This is a genomic window from Mucilaginibacter sp. OK268 (assembly GCF_900103125.1).
In the GTDB taxonomy this organism is placed as follows: domain Bacteria; phylum Bacteroidota; class Bacteroidia; order Sphingobacteriales; family Sphingobacteriaceae; genus Mucilaginibacter.
In genome coordinates, this window is sequence record NZ_FNJV01000008.1 from 253,242 (window position 1) to 276,982 (window position 23,741).

A 23,741-nucleotide genomic window follows, 5' to 3' on the forward strand; every position below is an offset into this window, starting at 1 on the left:
CCACAGGCAATTGTCTGTGGGGTTTTGTTTTTTGCAGTCCCTGATTCCTATAGCCTGCCGACCAGAACCAGGAATAAAGAAAACTGCAGTACCGGCTGAGCCAGTTTCAGTTCTTATGCCGGATAAATTAAAAAAACTAATAAGTTTCTCTCATACCAAAAGCAACCTCAGGTCCTTTTGCAGATGCATTATAAAAAGCTGTTGGTGTAATACTGGTAAATTCAATAAAGTCTTTTACCATATGTTGATAGTCGTAATATCCAAAATCATAAGCAATATTGGGCCAGCCTTTTGACGGATTAAGATTTTTCACTTTCATTACGTTTTCAAAACGTGCAATCCGGGCGTACAGTTTGGGGCTTATTCCTTCTCTTTCAATAAATTGACGATAAAACTGTCGCTGGCTTAAACAGGCCTGGTTAGCAAGCCAGTCCATTGAAGCACTATTTGGATTTGCTTGCAAAAACCGACTTATTTTGTCAATTGGCAATGCTTGTTTTTTTGATTTAATGACCATTGAAAGTAAGAAGCTTTCAATAATATCAATCATTTCCGTATAGTATTTTGTGTAGCTAAGACGCTCATTAACTAATTTGATTTCTGTTGAAAAAATCGCTTCAGCATCTGCAAAAGAATTGGTTAATTCATGTAACGGGATCCCGGTGAGCCGAAATAAGCCTCCTGGTTGAAACACCACATTAAAGACCATAAAATCCCGGCCAACATGTATATTCCTGGAAATAGAATACTGCCCCTGTACTCTTGAGCGTGTACTTTCAATTAACTTTCCATCAAAGCTATTTTCAATTTTTTCAGGGTCCCGTGGTAAAAATGTAAGGCAGTTTTCAGCGCGCGGCCAATAAGCTTTCACCGGTAATTCAACTATCGAAACCGGAAATTCACAGCCTAAAATCTGATATCGCTTTACATATTCACGCAAAGCCGGGCTGGGGGTCCGATAATCATAGATTGGCATTTTGCAGCTTTTATTTATTAAAAGGATAATGGCGGACCCACAATTTTCATATCATGAGCTTCAAAAATTGTTTTTGCGTCTTCTGATGAAACAGGACGCTTTAATTCCCCTAAAGTTCTGAAAAAATCTTCCATTTTCCCTGATGGGGTGAAAAAGAAAAGATATTTACCCTTATCGCTTAGTTGGGCAGGTGCATGGGGTACGTTGCGCGGAATAAAAATGCTATCGCCAGCAGTTAAATGATATTGTTTATCACCTAATTGAAAAAGATGCTCTCCCTCCAAAATGTAAAATATTTCGTCCTGATAAAGATGTATATGAAGGGGCGGCCCTCCTTTAGCAAACCCTGTGTATTCAGAGATACTTAATGTGCCATCAGTGTCTTTAGTTGATACTTTGAGATCAACGGGGCTATTATTTATCAGCATGGTTTTTTCATCAAAGCGATTTTTACCTTTTTTTATTACAAACCCTTTTTTATCGGGCAATTTTCTGGTAAAGTTTTTAGCAGAAGTAACTAAAGCAGTGGCTACCAGGGCGGTTGTTAAAAAATTTCGACGTTGCATATTTTTAGTTTTTCAAACAGAATTAACTTACAATGCAAAGCTTGTTATTATTAAGATTGGTTTGGTGGTAAGGAATGGACATATTTGAGCAAAAATTGAATTAGCTCCTAAACAGTCCTGGTATAAAATACAGATCTGATAAGTATATCTTTTTGTTCCATCTGAATTCCCCAATTACTATTTCCCTTGTTAAAAAATCAAATTGTAATGGTTTAAACTGAATTGGTCTTTAAGAGATATCCATTAGTCGAAAAAGTTTCACCTCAAGTTATCAGGCACTTAGCTTTACTAAAAATTAAAACTTTAAAGCCATGTCAGAAAAAAAAGAAACCAAAGGAACTTACAGCTTCCGCCTGAATCTGGACGAATTAACTCCGGATGAATTGTATGCTAAATTAAAAAAATTAGAAAATGATGCATTGAAAGAAGCCGGCGAATCGATTTCTGGTGGTACAAGTATTTCATCATCAAGTGTGGTGCATGGCTCAGTAGGCGGAACTTTCAGCAGGGGCGCAGATTGCTTGTAGTTTCTCGCTTTACCAGTAAACGGCCGGTGTGGTTTATGATTGATAAACTATGCCGGTCGTTTTGTTTTGTAGCTCCCCGATCCATAAGCCAGCAACGTCCTTTGCTCTCCTAAACATCTGTTATTTCCATTCGTCGCCCATTGACTATGCTTCTTGCATGCAAAAGCACATAGTTGGTCGAAAAAGTTTCAGCCCAAAGTATCAGGCATTTAGCTTTACTCAAAATTAAAACTTTAAAGCTATGTCAGAAAAACAAGAAAACAAAGGAACTTACAGTTTCCGCCTGAATCTGGACGAATTAACTCCGGAAGAATTGTATGCTAAATTAAAAAAATTAGAAAATGATGCGCTGAAAGAAGCCGGCGAATCAATTTCTGGTGGCGCTACTACCGAAAAATCAAGCGTTATCCATGGTTCAGTAAGCGGAACTTTCAGCAGAGGTGCTGATTGCATGTAGTTTCTTGCTTTATCCGTAAATGGCCGGTATGGTTTATGATTGATAAACCATACCGGCCGTTTTGTTTTTAAGCATATGGCCTACTTACCCCCCTGGTTCTGTATATTATATTTTAACCATGATCATATCTGTTTAAATACATATTAACCGGTCATAAATCATACACCCCGTTGAATTATGTATTCGTCTTATAGTAGGCTCAGTTAGTCGAAAAAGTTTGGGTTTCCATTAACACCCCATTAGTTTTAATAAAAAAACCAAATCATAGAAATTATGTCAGGAGAAATTAAAGCATTAATCGGGGGGCTACATAATTTGCAACTAAAGAATTATGGTTTACCCATTGCCGAACCGCGCGAAAGAGTAAAAAGAACGCACAACGGTAAAGTAGAAAAGTCGGCACGGCTATTTCTGAAGAGGTTCCCCGGCATTGATGCCACAGGCCTTTAAAAACAGCCCGGCGCACAAAATAACGGTTAACAGTAAATACCAATAAACTAATTAACAAGCGGCTATAACAACTCAGTTTATTCAAAAAATTATGCAAACCCAGATAGCAGAAAAACCCGAAACCTTAGAGGTAGTGCATCACCACTCACCAAACCCATCAAACCCAACAAGCAAGGTTGATTTTTTGGTTCTGAAAATAGCCAGCAGATGTAACCTCAACTGCACCTACTGTTACATGTATAATTTGGGCGATAAAACTTATTTACAACAACCAAAGTTCATGAGCGAAGCGGTAATTGATACTATGCTTACCCGGGTTATTGAACACTGCGAAAAGCATCATTTAACCGCTTTTGCTTTTGGTTTTCACGGTGGCGAACCGTTGCTGGCCGGCAAAGCCTTCTTTATAAACTTTGTTAATAAAACAAATGCCCTGTTTGAGAAACATGGCATTACCGCCAATTACTTTATACAAACCAACGGTGTTTTACTTACCCGCAGCATAGGCAAATTATTTAATGAACTGAAGATACAGATAGGCGTTAGTTTGGATGGCACCGAAGAGATCAATGATGCTTTCCGGGTTGACCATAAAGGCAAAGGCACCTATCAACGGGTTGTAGCCGGTATCAATAAATTGGAGGACAATAAGCACCCGGTAACTGGCAAGATCAGGGTGGGTTTGCTTAACGTTATGAACCTTAACTGCGATCCGGTGGCGTTATACTATCATTATTCCAACGTAGTTAATGTGGAATCATTTGACCTCTTATTCCCTTTAGCCAACTACCAGGTGGCGCCTTACGTGCCTGCTAAAGGGCCCTTTTCCAAATCACTTACACCCTATGCCGATTGGATGCTGATCATGTTCCATCTTTGGTTTAATGATAAATCACAGGCAAGGCCTCACATCAGGCTGTTTGATATGCTTATCAAACAGGTTTTGGGCGCATCGGCATCTTTAGATTCCATTGGTAATAAGGATAACGGCCTCCTGGTAATAGAAACAGATGGTGGTATTGAGCCATCAGATGTACTTAAAAGCTGCGGAAATGGCATCACCAAACAAAACCTGAATATTAAAACCAACGCTTTGGATGATGCCCTGGATAAAGAATTGGTGGCCACTTATGTGCACAATGGCCAGTACCTGAGCGAAACCTGCAAAAGGTGCCCTATTGTTGAAATGTGCGGGGGCGGTTATATGCCGCATCGCTACAGCAAAGTAAACGGCTTCGACAATCCATCTATCTACTGCAAAGACCTGGTCAAACTGATCTCAGAGATCCAGTCGACGGTAGTAGACAACCTCCCGAGAGAGATCCTGGATCTGTATCCGCTTGGAAAGCTAAACTATACCGAAATCATCAACGAAATATACGCTCAAAGCTATGCAAGCTAAATCATTTTCTTTTGTTGTTAAAATAGCCAGCAGATGTAACCTCAACTGTACGTATTGCTATATGTACAATATGGGTGACGACAGCTATTTAATGCAGCCTAAAAAAATGAGCGACCTTACCATCCAAAAGCTTGCCCAGCGGATCGACTCATTTTCAAAAAAGCACGAAATGCAGGCCATTTCGATCATTTTACATGGTGGCGAACCCTTACTGGCCGGCAAAGCTTTTTTTCGCCGTTTCCTGGATATTTTCCGGGAAAACATTGCCGATCATGTAAAGATCGTTTACGTGGTGCAAACCAATGCCCTGCTCATTGATGAGGAATGGATGCAGCTGTTTGAAGAGCTGGATATTAAGCTGGGCATTAGTTTAGATGGTGATAAAGAAACTAACGACAGGTACCGGATTGACCATAAAGGCAAAGGATCGTATGACCGGGTGATCGAAAAATATCAACTGGCCCGCGACTCGCAGTTTAGCCAAAAGGCACCGGCTGTATTAACGGTGATCAATGTAGATGCCGATCCGCAGGAACTATATCATCATCACAAGTCCATCGGCATCGAGTCGTTTGATATATTGCTGCCCGACTCTAACTGGGATAAACTCCCCCCGGCACCTTCGCCAGGCACCCGGTTTTATGGGTCGCCTACCGCTTACGGCGATTGGCTTATTGCCTTGTTTGATGAATGGTATAATGACTCTAATCAAAATAAAAGACCAAGGATCAGGAAATTCAGCCAGATAGTTCAGATGGTGCTGGGTCATAAAGTTTCGGCGGATGACCTGGGCGACGGCGATAACCAGCTAATAGTGATTGAAACGGACGGCTCATACGAAGCCGGCGATTCGTTAAAAATTTGCGGGCCATCCTTTACCAAAGCCGATACTAATGTGCATAACCACGAAATTGACGAGGGCCTGAATACCGATCTGGCCAGCCTTTACTTCAAAAGCCATAACAGCTTATGCAGGGAGTGCTCATCATGCAAAATACGGAACATTTGCGGCGCCGGCTATTTACCGCACAGGTACAGCACCGAAAATTCATTTAATAATACTTCGGTTTATTGTATGGATCTGACCAGGTTGATCACACATATTCAAAACCGGATAGTGGATAGCCTGTCTGTTGATATGGAGGAAGATATCCAGATTAAAAAATTTGATTACCTGGAAATTTTTAATGACAGGCAACCCAAGGATTTAGTAACAAATTAGTATTTGACCTATAAATATTGAAATCATGATCATACAAGATGGCATCAAAATTTATCCGCATGCAGACTGGGAGTCTACAATTTTGCTTAGCGATGGAACAATGATCGCAAAGGGTACGGCGTCAAACGGGATACCTTACCGGGATAATGCATTTAAACCCGTAAAACCCTGGAGAGATGCTAACGAAGAAGAACGGGAATTACTGCTTGCGCAGGATGGGGATGAGGAGCCGGATCTGAATAGCATCATCAATATTATTAAACTGCCCGATTATGTAATTGAAGAGCTGAAAGAGTTTAAGCTTCAAAACATCAACAGCAAATTTAAATTCAACCATTACAGGGATCTGTATGGTGCAAAATTAAATCAAAGCATCGGCCACATTAATCAATATCTTAAAACATTACTGGTTGAGAACCAGCCTGTGCCCCCTGCGTCATTTACATTCAATCAGCCAAACCTGGAAACGGTGACCGTATACCTCAAGTTTAACTCCCTGGGTGGCCTGCATATCGATAATTTCGACGGGTTTAGCCTCGGGGAGACCGAACAAGCCGGGCGAAGATTATGTATAAACCTGGGTGTCGAGGTAAGGCACTTATTATATGTCAATCAGCCTGTCAACGCCATGATTGAATGGATGAAAACCAAAAAAACAGTTGTAAAGGAGTATTCGCAATGGCATCTGTATAAGGACTTTATGACGTATTTTAGCGAGTATCCGGTTGTAAAAATTCCTATACAGCCCTATGAAGCTTATATTGCCCCAACCGAAAACATGATACATGAAGGCTGTACCGAGGGTACCACCCATTACGACGTGAGCTTGTCATACCGGGGCGCGTTTAAAAATACCTGCCCTAAACCCGTACTGAACAGCCAGCTCTATTAATTTTATATAACCCATGAAACAATTAGCGGTAGTACATCCTGAATTTGAAGTTGACAACCCGGCCAGTAAATTTGCCGTGAACTTTTTTGGAGAGCGCGTAAATTTTGTTTTGGATGATAGCTTTCCGGAAAAAGAGAATATTGTACTGGGCGACCATGAAGTGCTGGTCAGGAAAAAAGGCTTTTCACTCAACTACCGCGACCTGAATTTTATTATGAAAGCCTCGCGGTACTTTATCAGCGATAATTGTACAACGGCTTATTTGCCCATTGGGTCGGAGTTTGTTGGCGAAGTGGAACAAACCGGCAAACTGGTTACCGGCCTGCAAAAAGGCGACCGCGTAATACCAAACTGGAACTATGAAGAAATACGCCTCAGAAAACGCAAAATGGGCTTAATAGCAGGAGTGGCCAGTAATTCTACATCAAGGGAAAAAGAAGTACTTCATTTCCGGAAGCTTTATAAGATCCCCGACACTTTTCCACTGGAAGTTGCCGCAGGGTTTTCTATCGGTGCGCAAACCGGCATGAGCATGCTGCGCAAAGCTAAGCTTAACAGCAAATCAACGCTGCTAATTACTGGTGGCTCGTCCAACACTTCGCTGTTTGTGTTAAAGATGCTTCCCAGCTTTAAATATAAACATGTATATGTGTTAACCTCTTCCGCAGAAAAGGCGCAGCAGCTGGAAAAACTAAATATTAAAAACGCCACTATACTGATCAATACCAAATCAAAGGACGAAGAAATCGATCAATCCATAGTAAACATCCTGCATAATAACATTGACGCCATCATTGATCCGTTTTGTAATATATACCTTAAAAAACTATACTACCTGCTTAAGTTTAACGGCAGGTATGTTACCTGCGGAATTGAGAATAACACCTTATACAACACGCCCGGTATAGATACCGAGACCATGCAATTACCCGAGAACCTGCTTGTTCACTTTATCATGAACAACATCAGCTTTACTGGTAACTGCCTGGGCACTACCAAAGATCTGGGCAAAGCGGTTGATCTTTATCTTGATGATAAGCTGAGTTTAAGCAATTACCACAGCCTGTCTTATAAAAATGCCTGCGAATTTTTAGAAACGTCATTTAACGATGCCAACAGGCTGGGTAAAGTGGTATGCATGTACGAGTAGCACAAGTAGTAAAAAATTAATTTATTGATCATGAGCTTTAAAGTTTTTCACAGCTCCCCGGTTCAGGGTCTGTCGGTTATTGAACCACGATTTTCGTTAACGCATAAAAGACTATGGGTTTACGCAACTAAATCGCCTATTATGTCGGCCCCTTTCTTGAGTAACCTCGGTGGCGATTTAACCTGCTACGTTGGTAAAGAGATCGTGGAAAACAGGTCCTTTATCCTGGAGCGTAATCCCGGGCTTTTTGATCAGCGGTACCTGAACAAAAAGGGGTCAATATATATGCTGCCTGGCGATACTTTTATTGAAAACCAAACCTCATGGAAAGAAGAGCTGGTGAGCGAAGTTGCCGTGCCCGTTTTAGACGAATTTAAGATCGACAATGTGAAGGATTTTCTTTTTTGGTTAAAAGAATTGAACCTGTTAGACATCTACCTGATACCCGAAGACGGTTTGTTATATGGATAGTCCTGATTTTGCTTATCAATGTGATTTTTTCTCCTTAAGGCTCCCCATTTTTAGTTTACAAAAAATGGATGAGTTTCACATTGCCGAAGCAAATGGCCAGGAAGAAATTTTTCTCACAAATCTACTCCAAACTGATAATTTCCGGGATGGCATTTTACTGGCCTCGCCAACTGTTTACCACGAGCTCCTGAAACTGCAAAGCGGGGAGCTAAATCCTAAAAAAAAAGAGAAATTATTAAAAACCCTCTATAAATATTTTGTCAGGTGCTGTATCCGTCCGCTGCCTTTCGGGCTTTTTGCAGGGTATGCGGCTGGTAGCATTACCCCTGAGGCAACAAGCTCGGCTATCGATCCGGAGCAAAACTTAAGGCAGCTACGATTAGCAGGTACGCCAGTTAAAATACTGATCAAACTGGTTGCAGATTTCCTGATCGGCAATGGATATCAAGAAAAAGCGGAGGCCAAAAAGCCACAAAATCATTTAATATTTAATTACTATCCGCTTCAGGGTTTTGAGGCGGATGTTAAGGATGAATATACCTTTGGCTATTTGCAAAAGCAATTATTCGCCATATTCCTAAAATCAAAGGAGCCTTTTACTGAACTGATCGGTCTCATCAGCCGGTACCCTGATAGCGAGCAACTGATTTCATTTATTAAAAACATCCATCACCAGCTACAATCGGATAAGCCTTTGATCCGCATACATGAGCACCTATCCGCTCTGTTCAGTCCCTATCATCCGGATGTTGCTTCGGCAGAATACCTCCAGGCCGATCTGTTTATAAAGGGTGCTGATAATTTAAATATTACCGATAAGGCAACCAGCACACTGCTAACCGAAATTGAGGAACTCAACGCCTTGGGGCCGGCTTTTATAAATGATGATCTGCTCAATTTCATGACAGAATTTACAGCCCATTACGGTGATGCTCAAATACCCCTGCTAACAGCGCTCGACCAGCAAAGTGGTATTATTTATCCCTCCTCCAATTCAGAAGACTGCATATTTAACGGTAATATTTCCGCTTTAAATACACTGGAACAAACAGCCGATAGAACTGATGTTTTAAAAACCCTAAAACTCAAAAAGCTGGCAGAGGCTGTTGCCAATAAACAAAAAGAGGTTGAAATTACCGTTGATGACATTAGCAATTTTAAAAGCCACGAATCGGCAGCAGTTAAAAACTTTTATTTGCAGGGTAACCTCATTGCATCCTCGTCAGATCAGCTCGACCAGGGAGCATTTCATTTTTTTATCAAAAAACAATCGGCGCCATCGGCATTGGCATTGGTCAATAAATCGGGCTATGGTTTGCCCGGTCTGCGCGATCAGCTATCCAATTTTATCAGCCGGGAGGATGCATTAAACGCTGATGTTATCCTGGCCGAAATAGTTTTTATCCCTAACGATGTTATCGACAATGCTATTTACCGGCCAATACTGCGGCGGTTTACTATTGATATTCAATCCGGGGCCTTTAGCCAGTCTGAAGAAAATATACATTTAACCGATCTGCTCATCTCGGTTAAAAACCAGGAGATCATTTTACATTCAAAAAAATTAAACAAGAGGATCATCCCGGTATTAACCTGTAATCACAATTTTTATAAAGGTCCGGCAGTATACCGTTTTCTGAGCGAGCTTCAATATCAAAACCCTAAACAGGTATTTACATGGCATTGGGGCCATCTGTTAAACCAGCCCTTCCTTCCCCGCATTACCTACAAACACCTGATACTTTCCAAAGCGCAATGGCACATCACGCTACAGGATGTCAGCTCTGTTGTGGAACAATTTGCCGACCCTGTTGACGCGTTGAAAGAGTTACAGCACCAGTTTAAATTTCCACAGCTATTCACCATCGCCAATGACGATAAAGAAATGCTGATCGATATCCGCTCAGCATTATCCTGCACCGTTTTCCTGGAGGCGGTAAACGCAAATGGTATTACCATTACTGAATTTATAGGTAACCCGGCATCAACCTTATTTAAAAACCAGGGCGATAGCTTTCATCATGAAATGATCATCCCGGTTTTGGATAAGCGAAAACCAGAAGCCCCTCAAACCATACCAGATAACAAGGTAACAACTCAGCGGTATCCGGAACTTGATGAACACCTCCCGGAGCAAAAAGAATGGATATATTATAAGATTTATGGCCGGCCTGTTGTACTTCAGCAATCCCTGGAAACCCTCTATCCTTTATTAAACCTCATGACCGATGAAGGCATCATTTCGCAGTGGTTCTTTATCAGGTATAACGATCCTTATAATCACTTGCGCTTAAGAATAAAAATGGCTTCGTACGCGATGGCCAAATATGCCAATGTTATTGCTGAATTGAAAAACTCGCTAAAAGGCCAAATGGAAAACCACCAGATCTGGGCCATGGACGCGGACACCTACACTCCGGAGGTTGACCGATATGGTGTAAGAACGATGGAGTATTGTGAGCAATTGTTTTATCACGACAGTTGCGCCAGCATGCAGTTGTTTAAAAGCGGCATTACGTTACCGGATAACTGGCTTATCGGCATACTTAACGTGGAAACCTTGTTGAATGATTTTGAATTGGATATTGCCGGCAGGATTGAGTTGCTGTATCAAATGGAGACCGATTTTTTTAAACGTACGGGTGGTTCAAAACAACTCCAGGTATCATTTGATACATTATACCGGGCTCATAAACAAAGTATTGAAACGATGATCAAGGGTAGAAACGAGGCGTATTGGGGATTTAAAGAAATACTTAAAACCCGGTCCGAACAAAACAAGCTTACACTTTCGGCCCTGGCACAAACCTGTAAAGAATACCCTGGCGAGTGTAAAACCCCATTGCAAATAATCAATAGCATTATTCATATGGCGCTCAACCGTTTCTTTTTAACCCAACAAAACAGAAATGAATTATTGATATATGCCCTGTTACGCAGATATTATGTATCCGTGATCTGCAAACTCCGCTATGATGCCAAACAATTGGCTGGTCATATGGAAGCATAGTCTCTCCTCCTCGGGAAATCGATTTTTAATTTATTCGGCTGAAGCCATTTTTCAATTCTATATTTTCCGCCCCATAAATGGGACGGCAATGAATTTTGACTTTACTTCTGACTATATTTCGGTTTGGCTTTAGCCTGCAGACAAATTTTATTTTCGACCAAATTATTAATTCATTGCCGTTCGGCTTTAGCCAACGGTTAAATTCAACTAATCAAAAAAGGCTTTAGCCAAATCGATCATGCCAGCACTAAATCTGATTAAACCGTTCCATAAAACTGTTGATCAGGAAATCCCAATGGCTTGACGGGCAAAACCCCGGGGATGTAGCTATGGTAACATCAACAATTTGCGACCGGATACGGCTAAGTTGCGCGCAGATAGAACGGATCTCCTCTTCCAGTTCAACATGGGTAATGATATTACCTGGGTTGTCATTCCGGAAATTACCGTTGAATTGGTTCAAAAAATAATCCAGGTCGATATGCAGGAAAGTGGGATCACCGTTGATTTCCCCGATCAACGATTTAAGATCATTACCCCGATAATAAAACCCTTTGGCAGGTTCATCATTTTTATCGGTGACGGATATAGAAATGCGGTCTTTATCCAGGTATGGAAAATCATTAATATACGATTCTACCAGGCTCTGTTTTGTTGGGCCGTTCGGTGAAGGCTCTTTTCGCAAGTGAAATATATTTACCCTGTCCAGGAAAAAAATAAGCGGAGCAATAAATGATCCCAGGTTAATACTTCCCTCCCGGATAAAATCAATAATACTTTCCGGTTCATCAAAATTCACCTTTTTATCATCCGTTACCTGAAAATATTCGCCATCCTTTTTATATAACAAAGGCGGCATCAGATCGGTATGATCATCCAGGTGAATGATGTTGATCTTTCTGATCCCAGGGTTGGCTTTTAAATATCTTAACCAAAATAAAAGCGACCAGGTATCTTCAAAACAAAGGTTATAACTATCCTTAACTTCATGAAAATCTGCCACATCTGTCAGTGATAATTCACTTGCTGAAAATCCGGACAGATTAGCACTCAGATTTGCATCCAGGCCAAGGTAACTTAGTCCGGGGCCCTGCAGTTGAAACTCCCTGCCCACCTGGGTCCATTTACAATTTGTAAAATAGCGGTTCAACTGTTGCTCAAAAGTGGCTTCTAACATCGTCATGAATAGTAGATATATATGATATAAGTAGATCTGCAGGTTGTAAACTATTATATTCAAGATAATAATTTAATAGAACAAAATCATTTTATTTTACAATATTTATAGGTGTTATAAATATCCGGTTAACCTAAACCACATTATACTATATGCCAGTATCGCCACACGAATACAGCTTTAAAGAATATGAGATTAAGCACGAACAGGAAACTATTCGATTCTATATTCATACCCCTGGATTTTCTCCCGCAAAAAGCACATTTATTTTCCTGCAGGGCTCGGGTGCGGTACCTTTATGTATTGAAAATGAGCATGGGCACAGGTTAACCTTTTCATTGCATACCAATCCGCAGATCATTCAAAATTTTAACTTCATTATTATTTCAAAGGTGGGGTTTACTTTCAGCGGCCGCCAGGAAGCTGAGGTGCCGGAGGAGTATCATCAAAAAACCAGTCTTGCTTACCGGGTTTTTCAGGTTGATGCGGTATTACAATATATCCTGTCAAACCAGTTAATCAGCAATAAGCATATCATCGTATGCGGGCATTCCGAAGGATCGGATGTTGCGGCTAAACTGGCTACCATCAATAAAGATATCAGCCACCTTGTATTTTTAAGCGGCGACGGGGCATCGCAATTTTTTGAATATTTTCTTTACGTCCGCAAACGGATAGAGCGCGGAGAGTTGTCCTTTCGCGAAGGACAGCATGAGATTGATACACTCACCAGGCAATTTGCTGAAATTATGCAAAACCCGGCCTCAACCGGCAAGTTTTGGCAGGGACATACTTACCTGCGCTGGGCTACATTCGCCGAACCAGCGCTAAAAAATCTCTTACAGCTCAACATACCCATTTTTATGGCCATGGGATCAAAAGACAAGGTGGTACATGCCGAAGGTTTTGATTTGATCGTCAGCGAATTCCTATTCAACAAAAAGACAAACCTTCATCATCAGATCTACGATGGTGCCGATCATGGATATAAAGAGAAAAGCGATACCGGTGCAAGCATTGATCATATTCCTTCATTAATAACCGATATAGTTACCTGGTTCAATCAAACATTAGTATCTTCTTAATCCTGAACCAATCATGGCCGATTATCATTTTATCCGCGATCTTATATTGCGGATCCCGCTATTTAGTTTTGAGGATTACTCCGTCCCCAATGTGCAGGAGATTGCCAATGATCCGCAATTTCAATATGCCATTTACTTGTCCAACCCGGTATTATACCAGGTATTGTTCCATAAGCATTTTCATGTCAGCTCCTTTAATGATAAGGAATTGCTCAGTATCCAAAAGTATATCAACCGCATGTGTTTCAGGCCCACACCTTTTGGCTGCTTTGCATCGTCGATAGTGGTTGGCTGGGGTATGGATGATGAAATTATATTGAAAGATAAAGCGCATGACCGCGTTCAACTGCTTTTGGACCAGGAAGTTTCACTCTTGCTTGCCAAAAAGTTACTCCATGAGGTTCCATATCCCAGGCAATTATTTTTAAATCCCACTATCTATCGTTTTAATAAAAGTTACAGGTTTGTAAAAACAACCTATGAGGAAGGGGTTTCGGCGCCATCCTATACGCTCGACTCGATTAAAATAAACAGGTACATAGACAATATTGTTGGGTTATTTAAAAAAGGCCCCCTTTCAGAAACCCAGCTGTTATCCATTTTAGAAACCGGGTGGAAATTCAGCAATGAGGAAGCCGCTGAATTTTTGAGCATGCTGCTCTCCAGTCAGATTTTAACAACACAGCTTGGGCCAAATTTAATAGGCGAAGATTATTTATACCGCTTAATCAACACGCCTTATGCAAGGGATAATGACCTCTCGCTTCAATTGAATGCCCTGTATAAAAAATTAAATACAGTAAAACCTTTTGCACAAGAGTTATTATTGAAACTTGATGATGAAATAAAACAGTTAACAACCGGCAGCGCAAAAAAAACTAACCTGAATTTTTATTCAAACCTGCAGCGAAAAAAGCTGACCGGGAGTTTGAACGTAAAGTACCAGGAACAAATTTCGGCGGCCATAACCGCTTTACAGGTTTTAGTTCCCTATGCTTTACCACAACAACTTAAAGATTTTATAACGGAATTCAAGACCCGGTTCGACAGACAAAAAGTGCCCTTGCTACAGGCCCTTGACCCGGACGCCGGCATAGCCTATGGCAGTGCTTCTGGCTCAACAAAGGAGGGGCTCCTGAGCCAGGTTAAATTTAACCCAAGCGTTAAAAACTCAACCGTAATAGAATGGACCATGGTTCATCAGGTGCTGCTTCAGCTTTGGACAAACAATACAAACCGTGGCACTTTTGAACCTATTGAATTAAGCCCATCGCATTTAAGCAAGATTGATACTATGAGCCCTCCACTGCCGCCATCCATGATGGTGATGTTCCGGGAAACTGAGGGCCAGATTTTTATTGAAAACGCAGGGGGATGTTCGGGCACATCCATCATTGGCCGTTTTACTTTATTTAATGATGATGTATTGGATTTAAGCAGGCAAATAGCCCAAATTGAAGAGCAGGCGAACCCGGATGTGATCTTCGCCGATATCGGCATACTCTCTGATACTCATACCGATAATATCAACCGGCGGTACCCGGTTTACCAATATGAGATACCCATTAACTCCGTTCCGGTTCAGCCCCCATCTCACCAGATCAGACTATCCGACCTGGTGGTATCCGTTGTAAATGACGAGCTGGTACTGGAGTCGGTATCTCTGCAAAAAGTTGTACAACCCCGGCTAAGTTCGGCCTATAATTACGTGCATAATCATTTAAGTATCTTTAAGTTCCTGTGCGACCTTCAATACCAGGGCATTCAGCATAATTTAAGTTTTGATCTGGAATACTATTTCCCCAATTTAAAATTTTACCCAAGAGTAAGTATGGGCAATGTTATCCTAAGCGCTGCCAAATGGTACTTAACTACCAACGATATCGATTATTTGAACAAGGCTACAGAAAAAGATGGTTTAGAGAAAATGCAGGTAATAAAACAGCGTGTTCAATTACCCAATCTGATCTGTTTAACCAGGGCCGATCAGCAACTCGTTTTTAACCTTACCCAAAAAGAAGATGTATTGCTACTACTAAGCTGTATAGCAGGCTCGGAACAGGTTAAGCTGCTGGAATATTTTTTACCTAAGCCAGTTCGGTCAACAGTGGCGATAGCGGGGAAACCCATGATCAACCAGTTTATAACCTTCCTGTATCAAACAGATAATGTTTACCCGGCTAAGTTATTTAAAGCCCAGCCTACACTCAACAGAAAAATCAAAAGGGAATTTGTACCGGGAAGCGAATGGCTTTATTTTAAAATTTATTGCAGCCCCCAGGTAGCTGATCACTTATTATCCGATCAGATTTTACCACTCATGGCTGCTTTAGAAAAAAGAGAGATAAGTTCCTGGTTTTTTATCCGGTACCTGGAATCAGGCTATCACCTTCGGCTCCGGTTAAAAGTAAACCCAACCGATATTGGCCAGGTGATGGTAAAATTAAAAGATCAGTTAGCCGTAAGTCTGCAAACCAACCAGATCAAACAACTACAAACCGACACTTATGTTAGGGAAATAGAGCGGTACGGGGCCGATATCATACCACTCGTTGAAGATTTTTTTTGTGCGAGCAGTAAGCTGGTCATTCATTTTATAAAAGCCAGGGGCTCGGTTTATTCGAACCATAGTCTCGCTATCATTGATATTGATAGGTTAATGGCCTTGTTTATGCCATCTGTTACCGATCAAATATCATTTTTACAATTAGTGTCGGATAATTTTTACCAGGAGTTTTCGGGCAATAAGGCTTTAAAGGTTGATCTGGATTTGAAATACAGGGAATTAAAAACCGAAATTCAATCCTTGCTCCATGATCAGCATTACTTTAAAACGCTAAAACTGAGTAAATACCATCAGGATTTTTTGCATCAGGCCGGCCGGGTGGCTAAAGAATCCCTCGAATTTAGCACAGAGCGAAGGGTTGCACTGCTTGCCGATATGATCCACATGCACTTTAACCGTTTATTTACCGAAGACCAGCGGGAACAGGAGTATATCGTTTATTACTGTATGTTAAAATATAAACTATCGGTAAAAGCCAGGCTTTAAAGGAAAGGGTGATGTTAGCGCTTTTTCAAAATATTCAGATCCAGTTTCTTAAAAAACAGATCCCTGTAAGTTGCTCCCAATTGAAGTACCTTTTTGTTAGTTAAAAAGATCTGGTTACCATTTATAAATTTAATCTTATTGGTATTTACAATAAATGATTTATGGATCCGGCTAAAACTGCTTTCTGGCAGATGTAACTCTATATCCTTTAGGGTTATATAAGCTTTGTAGTCGGTATCGTTTAAGTATATGGTAATAAAATTATTGCTGGCTTCTATGTAAACAATGCTTTCATGGTCGATCTTTACTATTTTGCCAAAATCACTTTTTATATAAAAAAAGCCCTGTTCATGCTCACCCGTTTTTGAACTATCTTTCTCCTCCATACTCCCCATTACCTTTTTAATACACGTTAAAAACCGGGGGTATGAAATGGGTTTAAGTAAAAAGTCGAGCGCGTTTTTTTCAAAAGCCTCCACTGCATGATTAGCGTGCCCGGTAACAAATATGATTTTAATTTGGGGATCAAGCAGGGTAGATAGCTCCAATCCATTCAGCATGGGCATATCTATATCCAGAAAAAGGATATCAGGCTTCTCCTTCCGCACAGCGGCCAAACCCTCCATGGGGTTATTAGAAGTTCCTAAAAGTGTAAGGTCAGGTGTATTAGCTATATAATCTTTGAGTAAATCAATTGCATGTGATTCATCATCAATTATAAAGCACTTTATTGTGTTCATGTAAATTTATATTTAAATCTATTGAAAATATGCCATCCCTGTTATTGATAGTTAAATCGTATTGACGTTTATATTGGTTCTCCAGCCGGTTCTTTACGTTCACCAGGCCTAATTTGTTATTATTATGCGGCATGGAATGGGTTCGCCCAATTTTATTGATGGTATAAAAGCTTAAGCTACCGTTGTCTAATCCCACATAAATTTGTACCGGAAAATCACCATCTGATAAATTAGCATATTTAAATATATTTTCAACAAAAGTTAGCAGCACCAGCGGAATTATTTTAATACCTTCAAAATCGCCCTTTAATATTAATTCAATACAAAGTTTATTATTAAACCTTATTTGATTTAGTTTAATCAGGTTTTCTATGGCCACCACTTCATCTTTTAAACTAACAGTTTCATTACTGCCTGTTGATTTAAATGAATAATGGGTGATCTCTGATAAAAGCATAATAACCTCTGCAGCTTCTTCCGAGCTTTTGTATACCGTATTATAAATATAATTTAATGTGTTAAATAACAGGTGCGGGTTAATTTGAGCCCTAAGCAAGCTGTTATGTGTAGCCAGCAGATCTTTTTCAAGCAATATCTTCCTGCTTTCAGACTTCATCCGCTCATTTTCAAGCTGAAGTATTTTCCTTTTATTGTACACACTGTATAAAGCAAACCAATAGCATGTGCTCAGGCCGATAAAATATATGGCACGCCATACGCTGGCCACAAAAAAGAAATAAGGGACACGAATTGATCTTAAAACCTTTACATGGAACCAGCTTTCCAGCATATAGTTCAGCCCATAATTAAGTGCTAAATAGACAATTATCTCTAAAGGAAGCAAGATTAAAAATGATACGAACCAGTTATGTTTCTTTTCAGAAAAATTTCTGAGCAATACCATGGCATTATAATAAAACAGCGCGATGTTAAGTGGATAGTGCACTATCTGATCAAGCAAAGAGATCTCTCCCGATGATAATATTAATAATACAGAAAGTTCGTACACAATAAATGATCCCCAAAAAATCAGATGCCAGAAAATATGAATACCATGGGTATTATTCACCATGCGTTTAAACTTGTTTACCATCCATTTAAAACTGTTTGCACAATAAATTTCATATTATTTATAGTATACTCTAATTTAAATAAAAAAAGAACCTATGAAAAAGTCCCAAACCTTAAAAGCAATATTTGAAATTGCAACAGTTTTCAAATTTCAACCAGACTCAAAGGCCCTGCATCTAACTGAAACAACAACAGTGGTAACAACATCGTCAACGGCTACGATAACTTCTGTTCAATCTCTTGGTTTTCAGAGGTTACCTAATAGCGTAAGAATATAACTCATCCTTAACTACACCGATTGATGATTTATTGAACTGCTTAAAATAAAAGGAAAAGAACGATATATGATTAACTCATACTTAACTAATAATACCACGATCAATGAAAACCTAAACAGGTTAAAGGTTGATAAAACGATCTGCCTGATATCAGTAATTCATTGCTTTTACATATACTTTATATATTATTAGGTTAATTAAGGGATATTTAAATAATAGTCGCTTTTAACACGTTAACATAAATATATATTTTTATTAATGAAAACCAACAGTATCTATTAAAAAAAATCATTTATACGTAACCTGCTATTAATGCGGCCTTAACAAATATATCAATCATAAAATCAAATTATAATTTACGGTTTAATATCCCCATAAATAATAACAATTAACGTATTTAAGAAAAAATAAGATAGAGCTAAAAGTTTTATTTCAATAAATATAAACCGTTGATTTTAGCAAATTATTAATTATTTGATATCATAATACTTGCATTATGAATAACCCTTGTCAACTATCTGTTATTATTGTTGAAAATGACCAGACAGACGCGTCTACATTAAAACAATATATTTCCCGTATTCCGTTCCTGAATCTGTTAACGGTTTGCCGGACAGCCATTGATGCATTGGATCTGATCTATATCAAAAAACCGGATATCATTATAGTGGATGTAAATCTGCCAATGATGTCGGGCCTGGAACTCATCAGCGGGTTAACATCGCAAAAACCACAGATCATCCTTACCTCTGCCCATCAGCAATATGCCTTTAACGGCTTTGAACTTGATGTAACCGACTTTTTGCTGAAGCCGTTTGATTACCAACGCTTCATTAAAGCCATATGCAAGGTTAAACAAAGGCACTATAATTTAAACAGCGATATAAGTGTTAAAGAACTGATGCCTAAGCGTAACAGCTTACTGGAGGACCTCAACACAAGAACGGCCACAAAAGCTTTATCAAAAGAAGAGCGGTTTATATGGGTTAAGGTAGATAAGAAAATGATGAACCTGAATACCTCCGAAATTGTATACGTTGAAGGACTAAGGGATTATGTGAAAATTCATTTAGCCAAAATGAACTACGTAGTAAACTTAACCATGACCAAAACCGAAGAACTCCTGGGCAACAGCAGCTTTATTAGGGTAAACAGGTCTTTTATTATAAATAAGTCATTTATCATTTGTGTTAAAGGCAACACCATCGAAACCAGCTTAAATAATTCTTTACCTATCGGGGTAAATTATAAAGATGCTGTAAAGCAATTGTTGTTTAACTAAATCCCCTGTCTTTTATCAAGCCCCAATCAAAACCTATTTTATGAAAGCGCCCCTGGTAATTATACCGGGGGCGTTTCTGTTTTAAGAAATCTTATTTTTCTTTGGATGCCCTGGGCAGATTGGCGCCATATCTTCTTTCCACAGAAAATATATTATCCTCGACACGAAGACTATGAAAAGAAAAAGAAATAAATTTGTTATTAACCAGCTAATGTCATGAGTTTAAAAAAAGCGTATTTCTATCTATTTTATAAGTTTTATAAGTTTTTTGAAAATCCTCCTAATCCTTGGGGTTCGGCATGGAAGGCAGGAGCATTAGTTGGTATATTAGAATTAATAATAATTTACACTTTTTTTGTTTATTACATGCTTTTTTTCAATAGACATTATCTTCCTCGTGCTTCTTCTCCAGAATCATTAACCTCTGCGATTATAATCTTATGTGTGAATTATTTCTCATTCACCCCAGATAAGAAATGGAAAACTTATGCCAGAGAATTTGACAAGTGGCCAGAGTGGAAAAATTTCAAGGGAGGAATTATTGTCCTAATTATAGTTGTCGCAATTGTTGGAAATCTAATTTTGTCATATTATTTAATGAGTTTAATTGATTGGAAGAAATACAATTGATGAAATTAATATTTTAGGCGAATCTCGATACCACCCCTGGTATGCTAAAACACGAGCCTAATTATACCTATGCCGAATAAGGACAGTACCAGGATAATTTACAACAGAACGCCGGAATCAGCGGCGATGTCGGCAAACTTTAAACGGGCGATGGCGATCACCGCCAAACTTAACCTATTGACGTTCAACGATGCTGACGAGATCCGGGCCTTGTTCAGCGAACTTATTGGTAAAAAGGTCGATGAGAGTTTTTTACTGATCCCGCCATTCTATACTGCCGGCGGCGACGAAATCCGCCTGGGGCATAATGTCTTTGTCAACCAGAATTGCACCTTTTATGACCTTGGCGGCCTCTGCATTGGAGACGATGTGATGATTGGACCCAACGTAAGCATCATCACAACGGGTCATCCACTTGAACCATCGCAACGCCGCAAGATCACCATTGGAAAACCCATCGTCATTGAGCGAAACGTCTGGATCGCCGCCGGCGCAACGATTATCGGCGGGGTAACGATAGGAGAAAACTCGGTTGTGGCTGCGGGCGCCGTAGTTACCAGGAACGTTCCCCCTAATATGCTTGTCGGAGGAAATCCAGCACGGGTCATCAAGGAAGTTTGAAGTTTATTGATTCAAGCCATTCTTAACCCGGCCGCCTTCTTCAGTATCTTTTGGTTCATTTTTCAGATTGCCATTAATGGACTGGTTACCGAACGAATAGGTGAGCCTGAAATTAAAATAGCGTGTATTGGTAAATTGCGATAAGGAGTTATGCAGGTTTAAATAGTTAACCGTTAAAACATCCTTCCGGCCGCGGTAGATGTCATAATAGTTCACATCGATGGTCAGTTTCTTTTTCAGGAATTCCTTTTTTAAACCCAGATCCAACGAGCTGAGGGCATTAACCTGGTAAAAGTTAAAAACAGATGGCGAAGTATAGAAGAAGGCCGTGTTAAAATAAAAACCCGGACTAATGGTAAATGTACTTACAAAGTTATTGGTAAAGTTTATTTTATTCCGTGTAAATGCCCCGCCAGACAGTTGCGATTCATAGTGATCATGCAGCACGGTGCTGGAGTTTTCCAGGGTCCACCAACTGGCCACTTTTAAGGGAAAATTCAGATCAAACGAAATATTCCTCTTTTTATCCAGGTTAAGTGGCGAGTAGGTTAAAATATTGGTTTCGGAATTTAAAACCGGCAATTGGGTAATGATGTTTTTCTGGGTCCTGTAACTCAATGACATATTAACGGAGTGGATGGAATACTCTATTTTAAAGTTATTGTAAGTGCTCGGGTTTAAAAAAGGATTACCGCTTACATAGGTATAGGGGTCAATAATAAACACAAAAGGGTTCAGATCGCGATAGCTGGGCCGGCTTATCTTTTTGGCGTACGAAAGGGTAAGCGTTTGTCCCGGGCCCCATTTTTTATACAACTGGGCGCCTGGCAATACATTGGTATAATTTTTTGTAAAGCTCTGCGATGCTATAGCCGCGGTACCTGTTGAACGCGTATCCTCTACCCGTGTACCCACCTCCAAGGTGGCAAAGCCAAAATCATAATCTAAATTAAAGTAGTACGCGTAAATCTTTTCATCGTATTTAAAATCGTTAGTTTGGCGGGCGGCATTAATTACAGCGTTATTCCTTACCGAGTCGCTTACCAAACCATCTTTGGTTGTACTGTTGTTAAATTTGCCGCCTAATTGCAGGGTTACCGCTTTTGACAAGGCTGTCGAGAAATCAGCATTTACGTTAAAAAGATCGATGGTTGATCTGGCATCATTGATGATCCCCGAAGTGTTAGTGGGCGTATTTACATTTGAACTGATGGTATTTTGATTTTGGGAAAGGTCATAACGCCCCAGGTTTGATTCCAAACTAAACTTAGTGCCTTTGTTAAAAGCATGCTCATAGTTAACCGTGTAGGTGGAGTTTGTTGCATCGGTTTTGGTTAAGCCGGTGGTATTGATGAGACTAACCAGTTGGTTATCATCCGCGGTACTACCTAAAAATGTTTTGGACACGCTGTTGGGCTCCTGGGTTGTTTTCAGGGTATTGCCCCGGTAATATACACCAAAAGTGTTGGCTGTATCTATATAATACTCCAGCCCGGCATTATAATAAACCAGCGTGGGCTTATTTTTAATGAACGATTTGGTATTGAGCAAATAATCCTGCCCACCCTGGTTATAATAACGGTTACCGGTGATATCTGTAAAAGCAGGGGTCCATATTCTGCCGGCTGAGGCGGTAATGGTGAATTTTTTCTGCTTAAAGCTAAAATCGCCGCCAAAGTTAAACTGGTTGTATTTGTTCCGGGCATATTCTGTGTACAGGGAGGTGTTATAGCCGGTTTCTTTCACTTTATTTTTGAGTACGATGTTAATGATCGCTTTTCTGTCGCCCTCGTATGATGAATTGGGGTTGCTGATGATCTCAATTTTTTCAATATTATCATAAGGGATAGATTTCAGCTCCTCCAGGCTCAAGGGTGTCCTGCGACCATTCAATAAAATATCGGGCTCCACGTTCCCGTTTATTTTAAACGAGCCGTTGAGCAAAGCTACACCCGGCGCTTTTTGCAGAACATCAAACGCCGTATTTGACGACGCAAAGATCTTGCTTTGGGCATTGATCTCCATTTTTCCGGGTTTATTAGAAACAAGCTGTTTTTCAGCCTTCACCTGTACCTCACCAAGTTGATTCAAATTGGGTACAAGCCTCAATACCCCTATATTATGCACAGATGTGGCACCGGTAAGCTCGATGCCGGTTTTATCCAGTATTTTATAGCCAAGGTAAGATATATTAATGCTATAGGTCCCTTTTTTAAGGCCCTTGATGGTAAATTTACCGGCAGAATCTGTTTGGAGCGATTTTATGTTATTGGGATCTTCAGAACTAATCAGTTTTACGGTTGCCAACTCAACCGGGGTATTATTTGAATTATCAACAACGGAGCCGGTCAATGTTAAATTACCCTGGGCCTTCAGCGTTAACGCATTAAATTCAAACAGTACAATAAATAATAATGTGAGCAACCTGATTAGTCGTTTGTTCATAGATAGCAGTGTTAGTATTCTATAGTACTTTATTACAAAGTCCCATTTCTTCCTAATTTAGTTTAAAGAAAATCGACCGCTTAATTTTTTCGATGAACTCACCTATAGTTTCGATGTATGTTATATTTATTTATGACGAGTTTAATAGGGATATCAAGGATAGCCTGGAACGGGCAATTGTCAAAATAGATGAATAGTTAGGCAATATTTAATGAGCCGGGTGTCGTAAATTCCTAT

The 23,741-nt window shown here is 39.9% G+C and carries 20 protein-coding genes; 14 read left to right on the forward strand and 6 right to left on the reverse strand.

Features of this window, described 5'->3' with window-relative positions; all coding sequences use genetic code 11:
* Positions 1 to 136 precede the first annotated feature (136 nt).
* Both BLR84_RS22870 and BLR84_RS22875 read right to left on the reverse strand, forming a co-directional pair.
* Entirely contained in the window at positions 137 to 976 is an 840-nt protein-coding gene (locus tag BLR84_RS22870; RefSeq protein ID WP_090472576.1) for a helix-turn-helix domain-containing protein, read from the reverse strand.
* A 17-nt stretch (positions 977 to 993) separates the two neighbouring features.
* Complete coding sequence (locus BLR84_RS22875) at positions 994 to 1,464, reverse strand: cupin domain-containing protein (RefSeq protein ID WP_218128453.1); 471 nt, start codon at positions 1,462 to 1,464, stop codon at positions 994 to 996.
* Positions 1,465 to 1,853: 389 nt separating this feature from the next.
* On the opposite strand from BLR84_RS22875, the gene BLR84_RS22880 reads away from it, so the two are divergent.
* The 9 genes from BLR84_RS22880 to BLR84_RS22915 all read left to right on the forward strand — a co-directional run bounded on the left by BLR84_RS22880 (position 1,854) and on the right by BLR84_RS22915 (position 11,123).
* A complete protein-coding gene (locus BLR84_RS22880; RefSeq protein ID WP_090472578.1) occupies positions 1,854 to 2,069 on the forward strand; it encodes a hypothetical protein in 216 nt (71 codons plus the stop codon).
* A gap of 241 nt (positions 2,070 to 2,310) precedes the next feature.
* The gene (locus tag BLR84_RS22885; RefSeq protein ID WP_090472579.1) at positions 2,311 to 2,526 is read left to right on the forward strand and encodes a hypothetical protein; all 216 of its coding nucleotides are present in this window, start codon (positions 2,311 to 2,313) and stop codon (positions 2,524 to 2,526) included.
* Between the two features lie 273 nt (positions 2,527 to 2,799).
* Complete coding sequence (locus BLR84_RS30120) at positions 2,800 to 2,976, forward strand: hypothetical protein (protein ID WP_176852134.1); 177 nt, start codon at positions 2,800 to 2,802, stop codon at positions 2,974 to 2,976.
* 91 nt (positions 2,977 to 3,067) lie between these two features.
* Positions 3,068 to 4,378, forward strand: coding sequence for a radical SAM protein (locus tag BLR84_RS22890; RefSeq protein WP_090472580.1), 1,311 nt, complete (start codon positions 3,068 to 3,070; stop codon positions 4,376 to 4,378).
* On the forward strand, positions 4,368 to 5,600 hold the full coding sequence (locus tag BLR84_RS22895; protein WP_090472581.1) for a radical SAM protein: 1,233 nt from the start codon (positions 4,368 to 4,370) through the stop codon (positions 5,598 to 5,600). Before BLR84_RS22890 ends, BLR84_RS22895 begins: the two co-directional genes overlap by 11 nt.
* A gap of 25 nt (positions 5,601 to 5,625) precedes the next feature.
* Entirely contained in the window at positions 5,626 to 6,492 is an 867-nt protein-coding gene (locus BLR84_RS22900; protein WP_090472582.1) for a hypothetical protein, read from the forward strand.
* Between the two features lie 13 nt (positions 6,493 to 6,505).
* Entirely contained in the window at positions 6,506 to 7,642 is a 1,137-nt protein-coding gene (locus tag BLR84_RS22905) for an MDR/zinc-dependent alcohol dehydrogenase-like family protein (RefSeq protein ID WP_090472583.1), read from the forward strand.
* A gap of 30 nt (positions 7,643 to 7,672) precedes the next feature.
* The gene (locus tag BLR84_RS22910; RefSeq protein ID WP_090472584.1) at positions 7,673 to 8,113 is read left to right on the forward strand and encodes a hypothetical protein; all 441 of its coding nucleotides are present in this window, start codon (positions 7,673 to 7,675) and stop codon (positions 8,111 to 8,113) included.
* A gap of 64 nt (positions 8,114 to 8,177) precedes the next feature.
* Positions 8,178 to 11,123 (forward strand): lantibiotic dehydratase, encoded by a 2,946-nt coding sequence (locus tag BLR84_RS22915; RefSeq protein WP_176852135.1) that lies wholly within the window; start codon positions 8,178 to 8,180, stop codon positions 11,121 to 11,123.
* 247 nt (positions 11,124 to 11,370) lie between these two features.
* Here the strand turns inward: BLR84_RS22915 and BLR84_RS22920 are convergent, their stop codons facing one another.
* Positions 11,371 to 12,306, reverse strand: a complete 936-nt coding sequence (locus tag BLR84_RS22920; protein ID WP_143013974.1) for a hypothetical protein — start codon at positions 12,304 to 12,306, stop codon at positions 11,371 to 11,373.
* 146 nt (positions 12,307 to 12,452) lie between these two features.
* On the opposite strand from BLR84_RS22920, the gene BLR84_RS22925 reads away from it, so the two are divergent.
* Both BLR84_RS22925 and BLR84_RS22930 read left to right on the forward strand, forming a co-directional pair.
* Positions 12,453 to 13,385: a dienelactone hydrolase family protein gene (locus tag BLR84_RS22925; protein ID WP_090472587.1), complete on the forward strand. Its 933-nt coding sequence runs from the start codon at positions 12,453 to 12,455 to the stop codon at positions 13,383 to 13,385.
* Between the two features lie 13 nt (positions 13,386 to 13,398).
* The gene (locus BLR84_RS22930; RefSeq protein WP_090472588.1) at positions 13,399 to 16,437 is read left to right on the forward strand and encodes a lantibiotic dehydratase; all 3,039 of its coding nucleotides are present in this window, start codon (positions 13,399 to 13,401) and stop codon (positions 16,435 to 16,437) included.
* A 14-nt stretch (positions 16,438 to 16,451) separates the two neighbouring features.
* Here the strand turns inward: BLR84_RS22930 and BLR84_RS22935 are convergent, their stop codons facing one another.
* Positions 16,452 to 17,177, reverse strand: coding sequence for a LytR/AlgR family response regulator transcription factor (locus tag BLR84_RS22935; protein ID WP_090472589.1), 726 nt, complete (start codon positions 17,175 to 17,177; stop codon positions 16,452 to 16,454).
* Positions 17,149 to 18,270 carry a sensor histidine kinase gene (locus tag BLR84_RS22940; RefSeq protein ID WP_090472590.1) on the reverse strand — a complete coding sequence of 374 codons (1,122 nt, stop codon included), beginning with the start codon at positions 18,268 to 18,270 and terminating at the stop codon, positions 17,149 to 17,151. The genes BLR84_RS22935 and BLR84_RS22940 overlap by 29 nt, the downstream gene beginning before the upstream one ends.
* 752 nt (positions 18,271 to 19,022) lie before the next feature.
* Between BLR84_RS22940 and BLR84_RS22945 the strand changes: the two genes are divergently transcribed.
* The 3 genes from BLR84_RS22945 (at position 19,023) to BLR84_RS22955 (ending at position 21,059) form a co-directional block, all read left to right on the forward strand.
* Positions 19,023 to 19,808, forward strand: coding sequence for a LytR/AlgR family response regulator transcription factor (locus BLR84_RS22945; RefSeq protein WP_090472591.1), 786 nt, complete (start codon positions 19,023 to 19,025; stop codon positions 19,806 to 19,808).
* Positions 19,809 to 20,024: 216 nt separating this feature from the next.
* The gene (locus BLR84_RS22950; RefSeq protein ID WP_090472592.1) at positions 20,025 to 20,438 is read left to right on the forward strand and encodes a hypothetical protein; all 414 of its coding nucleotides are present in this window, start codon (positions 20,025 to 20,027) and stop codon (positions 20,436 to 20,438) included.
* Between the two features lie 69 nt (positions 20,439 to 20,507).
* Complete coding sequence (locus BLR84_RS22955; protein ID WP_090472593.1) at positions 20,508 to 21,059, forward strand: sugar O-acetyltransferase; 552 nt, start codon at positions 20,508 to 20,510, stop codon at positions 21,057 to 21,059.
* A 3-nt stretch (positions 21,060 to 21,062) separates the two neighbouring features.
* Here the strand turns inward: BLR84_RS22955 and BLR84_RS22960 are convergent, their stop codons facing one another.
* The gene (locus BLR84_RS22960) at positions 21,063 to 23,504 is read right to left on the reverse strand and encodes a TonB-dependent receptor family protein (protein WP_090472594.1); all 2,442 of its coding nucleotides are present in this window, start codon (positions 23,502 to 23,504) and stop codon (positions 21,063 to 21,065) included.
* Positions 23,505 to 23,741 lie beyond the last annotated feature (237 nt).

What these genes read in the sequence shown, in the direction of transcription:
- BLR84_RS22925 (WP_090472587.1), top strand. Translation starts at nt 12,453, where the DNA reads ATGCCAGTATCGCCACACGAATACAGCTTTAAAGAATATGAGATTAAG.
- BLR84_RS22895 (WP_090472581.1), top strand. Translation starts at nt 4,368, where the DNA reads ATGCAAGCTAAATCATTTTCTTTTGTTGTTAAAATAGCCAGCAGATGT.
- BLR84_RS22905 (WP_090472583.1), top strand. Translation starts at nt 6,506, where the DNA reads ATGAAACAATTAGCGGTAGTACATCCTGAATTTGAAGTTGACAACCCG.
- BLR84_RS22935 (WP_090472589.1), bottom strand. Translation starts at nt 17,177, where the DNA reads ATGAACACAATAAAGTGCTTTATAATTGATGATGAATCACATGCAATT.
- BLR84_RS22945 (WP_090472591.1), top strand. Translation starts at nt 19,023, where the DNA reads ATGAATAACCCTTGTCAACTATCTGTTATTATTGTTGAAAATGACCAG.
- BLR84_RS22920 (WP_143013974.1), bottom strand. Translation starts at nt 12,306, where the DNA reads ATGACGATGTTAGAAGCCACTTTTGAGCAACAGTTGAACCGCTATTTT.
- BLR84_RS22940 (WP_090472590.1), bottom strand. Translation starts at nt 18,270, where the DNA reads ATGGTAAACAAGTTTAAACGCATGGTGAATAATACCCATGGTATTCAT.
- BLR84_RS22955 (WP_090472593.1), top strand. Translation starts at nt 20,508, where the DNA reads ATGCCGAATAAGGACAGTACCAGGATAATTTACAACAGAACGCCGGAA.
- BLR84_RS22880 (WP_090472578.1), top strand. Translation starts at nt 1,854, where the DNA reads ATGTCAGAAAAAAAAGAAACCAAAGGAACTTACAGCTTCCGCCTGAAT.
- BLR84_RS22950 (WP_090472592.1), top strand. Translation starts at nt 20,025, where the DNA reads ATGAGTTTAAAAAAAGCGTATTTCTATCTATTTTATAAGTTTTATAAG.
- BLR84_RS22930 (WP_090472588.1), top strand. Translation starts at nt 13,399, where the DNA reads ATGGCCGATTATCATTTTATCCGCGATCTTATATTGCGGATCCCGCTA.
- BLR84_RS22890 (WP_090472580.1), top strand. Translation starts at nt 3,068, where the DNA reads ATGCAAACCCAGATAGCAGAAAAACCCGAAACCTTAGAGGTAGTGCAT.
- BLR84_RS22960 (WP_090472594.1), bottom strand. Translation starts at nt 23,504, where the DNA reads ATGAACAAACGACTAATCAGGTTGCTCACATTATTATTTATTGTACTG.
- BLR84_RS22915 (WP_176852135.1), top strand. Translation starts at nt 8,178, where the DNA reads ATGGATGAGTTTCACATTGCCGAAGCAAATGGCCAGGAAGAAATTTTT.
- BLR84_RS22885 (WP_090472579.1), top strand. Translation starts at nt 2,311, where the DNA reads ATGTCAGAAAAACAAGAAAACAAAGGAACTTACAGTTTCCGCCTGAAT.
- BLR84_RS22900 (WP_090472582.1), top strand. Translation starts at nt 5,626, where the DNA reads ATGATCATACAAGATGGCATCAAAATTTATCCGCATGCAGACTGGGAG.
- BLR84_RS30120 (WP_176852134.1), top strand. Translation starts at nt 2,800, where the DNA reads ATGTCAGGAGAAATTAAAGCATTAATCGGGGGGCTACATAATTTGCAA.
- BLR84_RS22910 (WP_090472584.1), top strand. Translation starts at nt 7,673, where the DNA reads ATGAGCTTTAAAGTTTTTCACAGCTCCCCGGTTCAGGGTCTGTCGGTT.
- BLR84_RS22870 (WP_090472576.1), bottom strand. Translation starts at nt 976, where the DNA reads ATGCCAATCTATGATTATCGGACCCCCAGCCCGGCTTTGCGTGAATAT.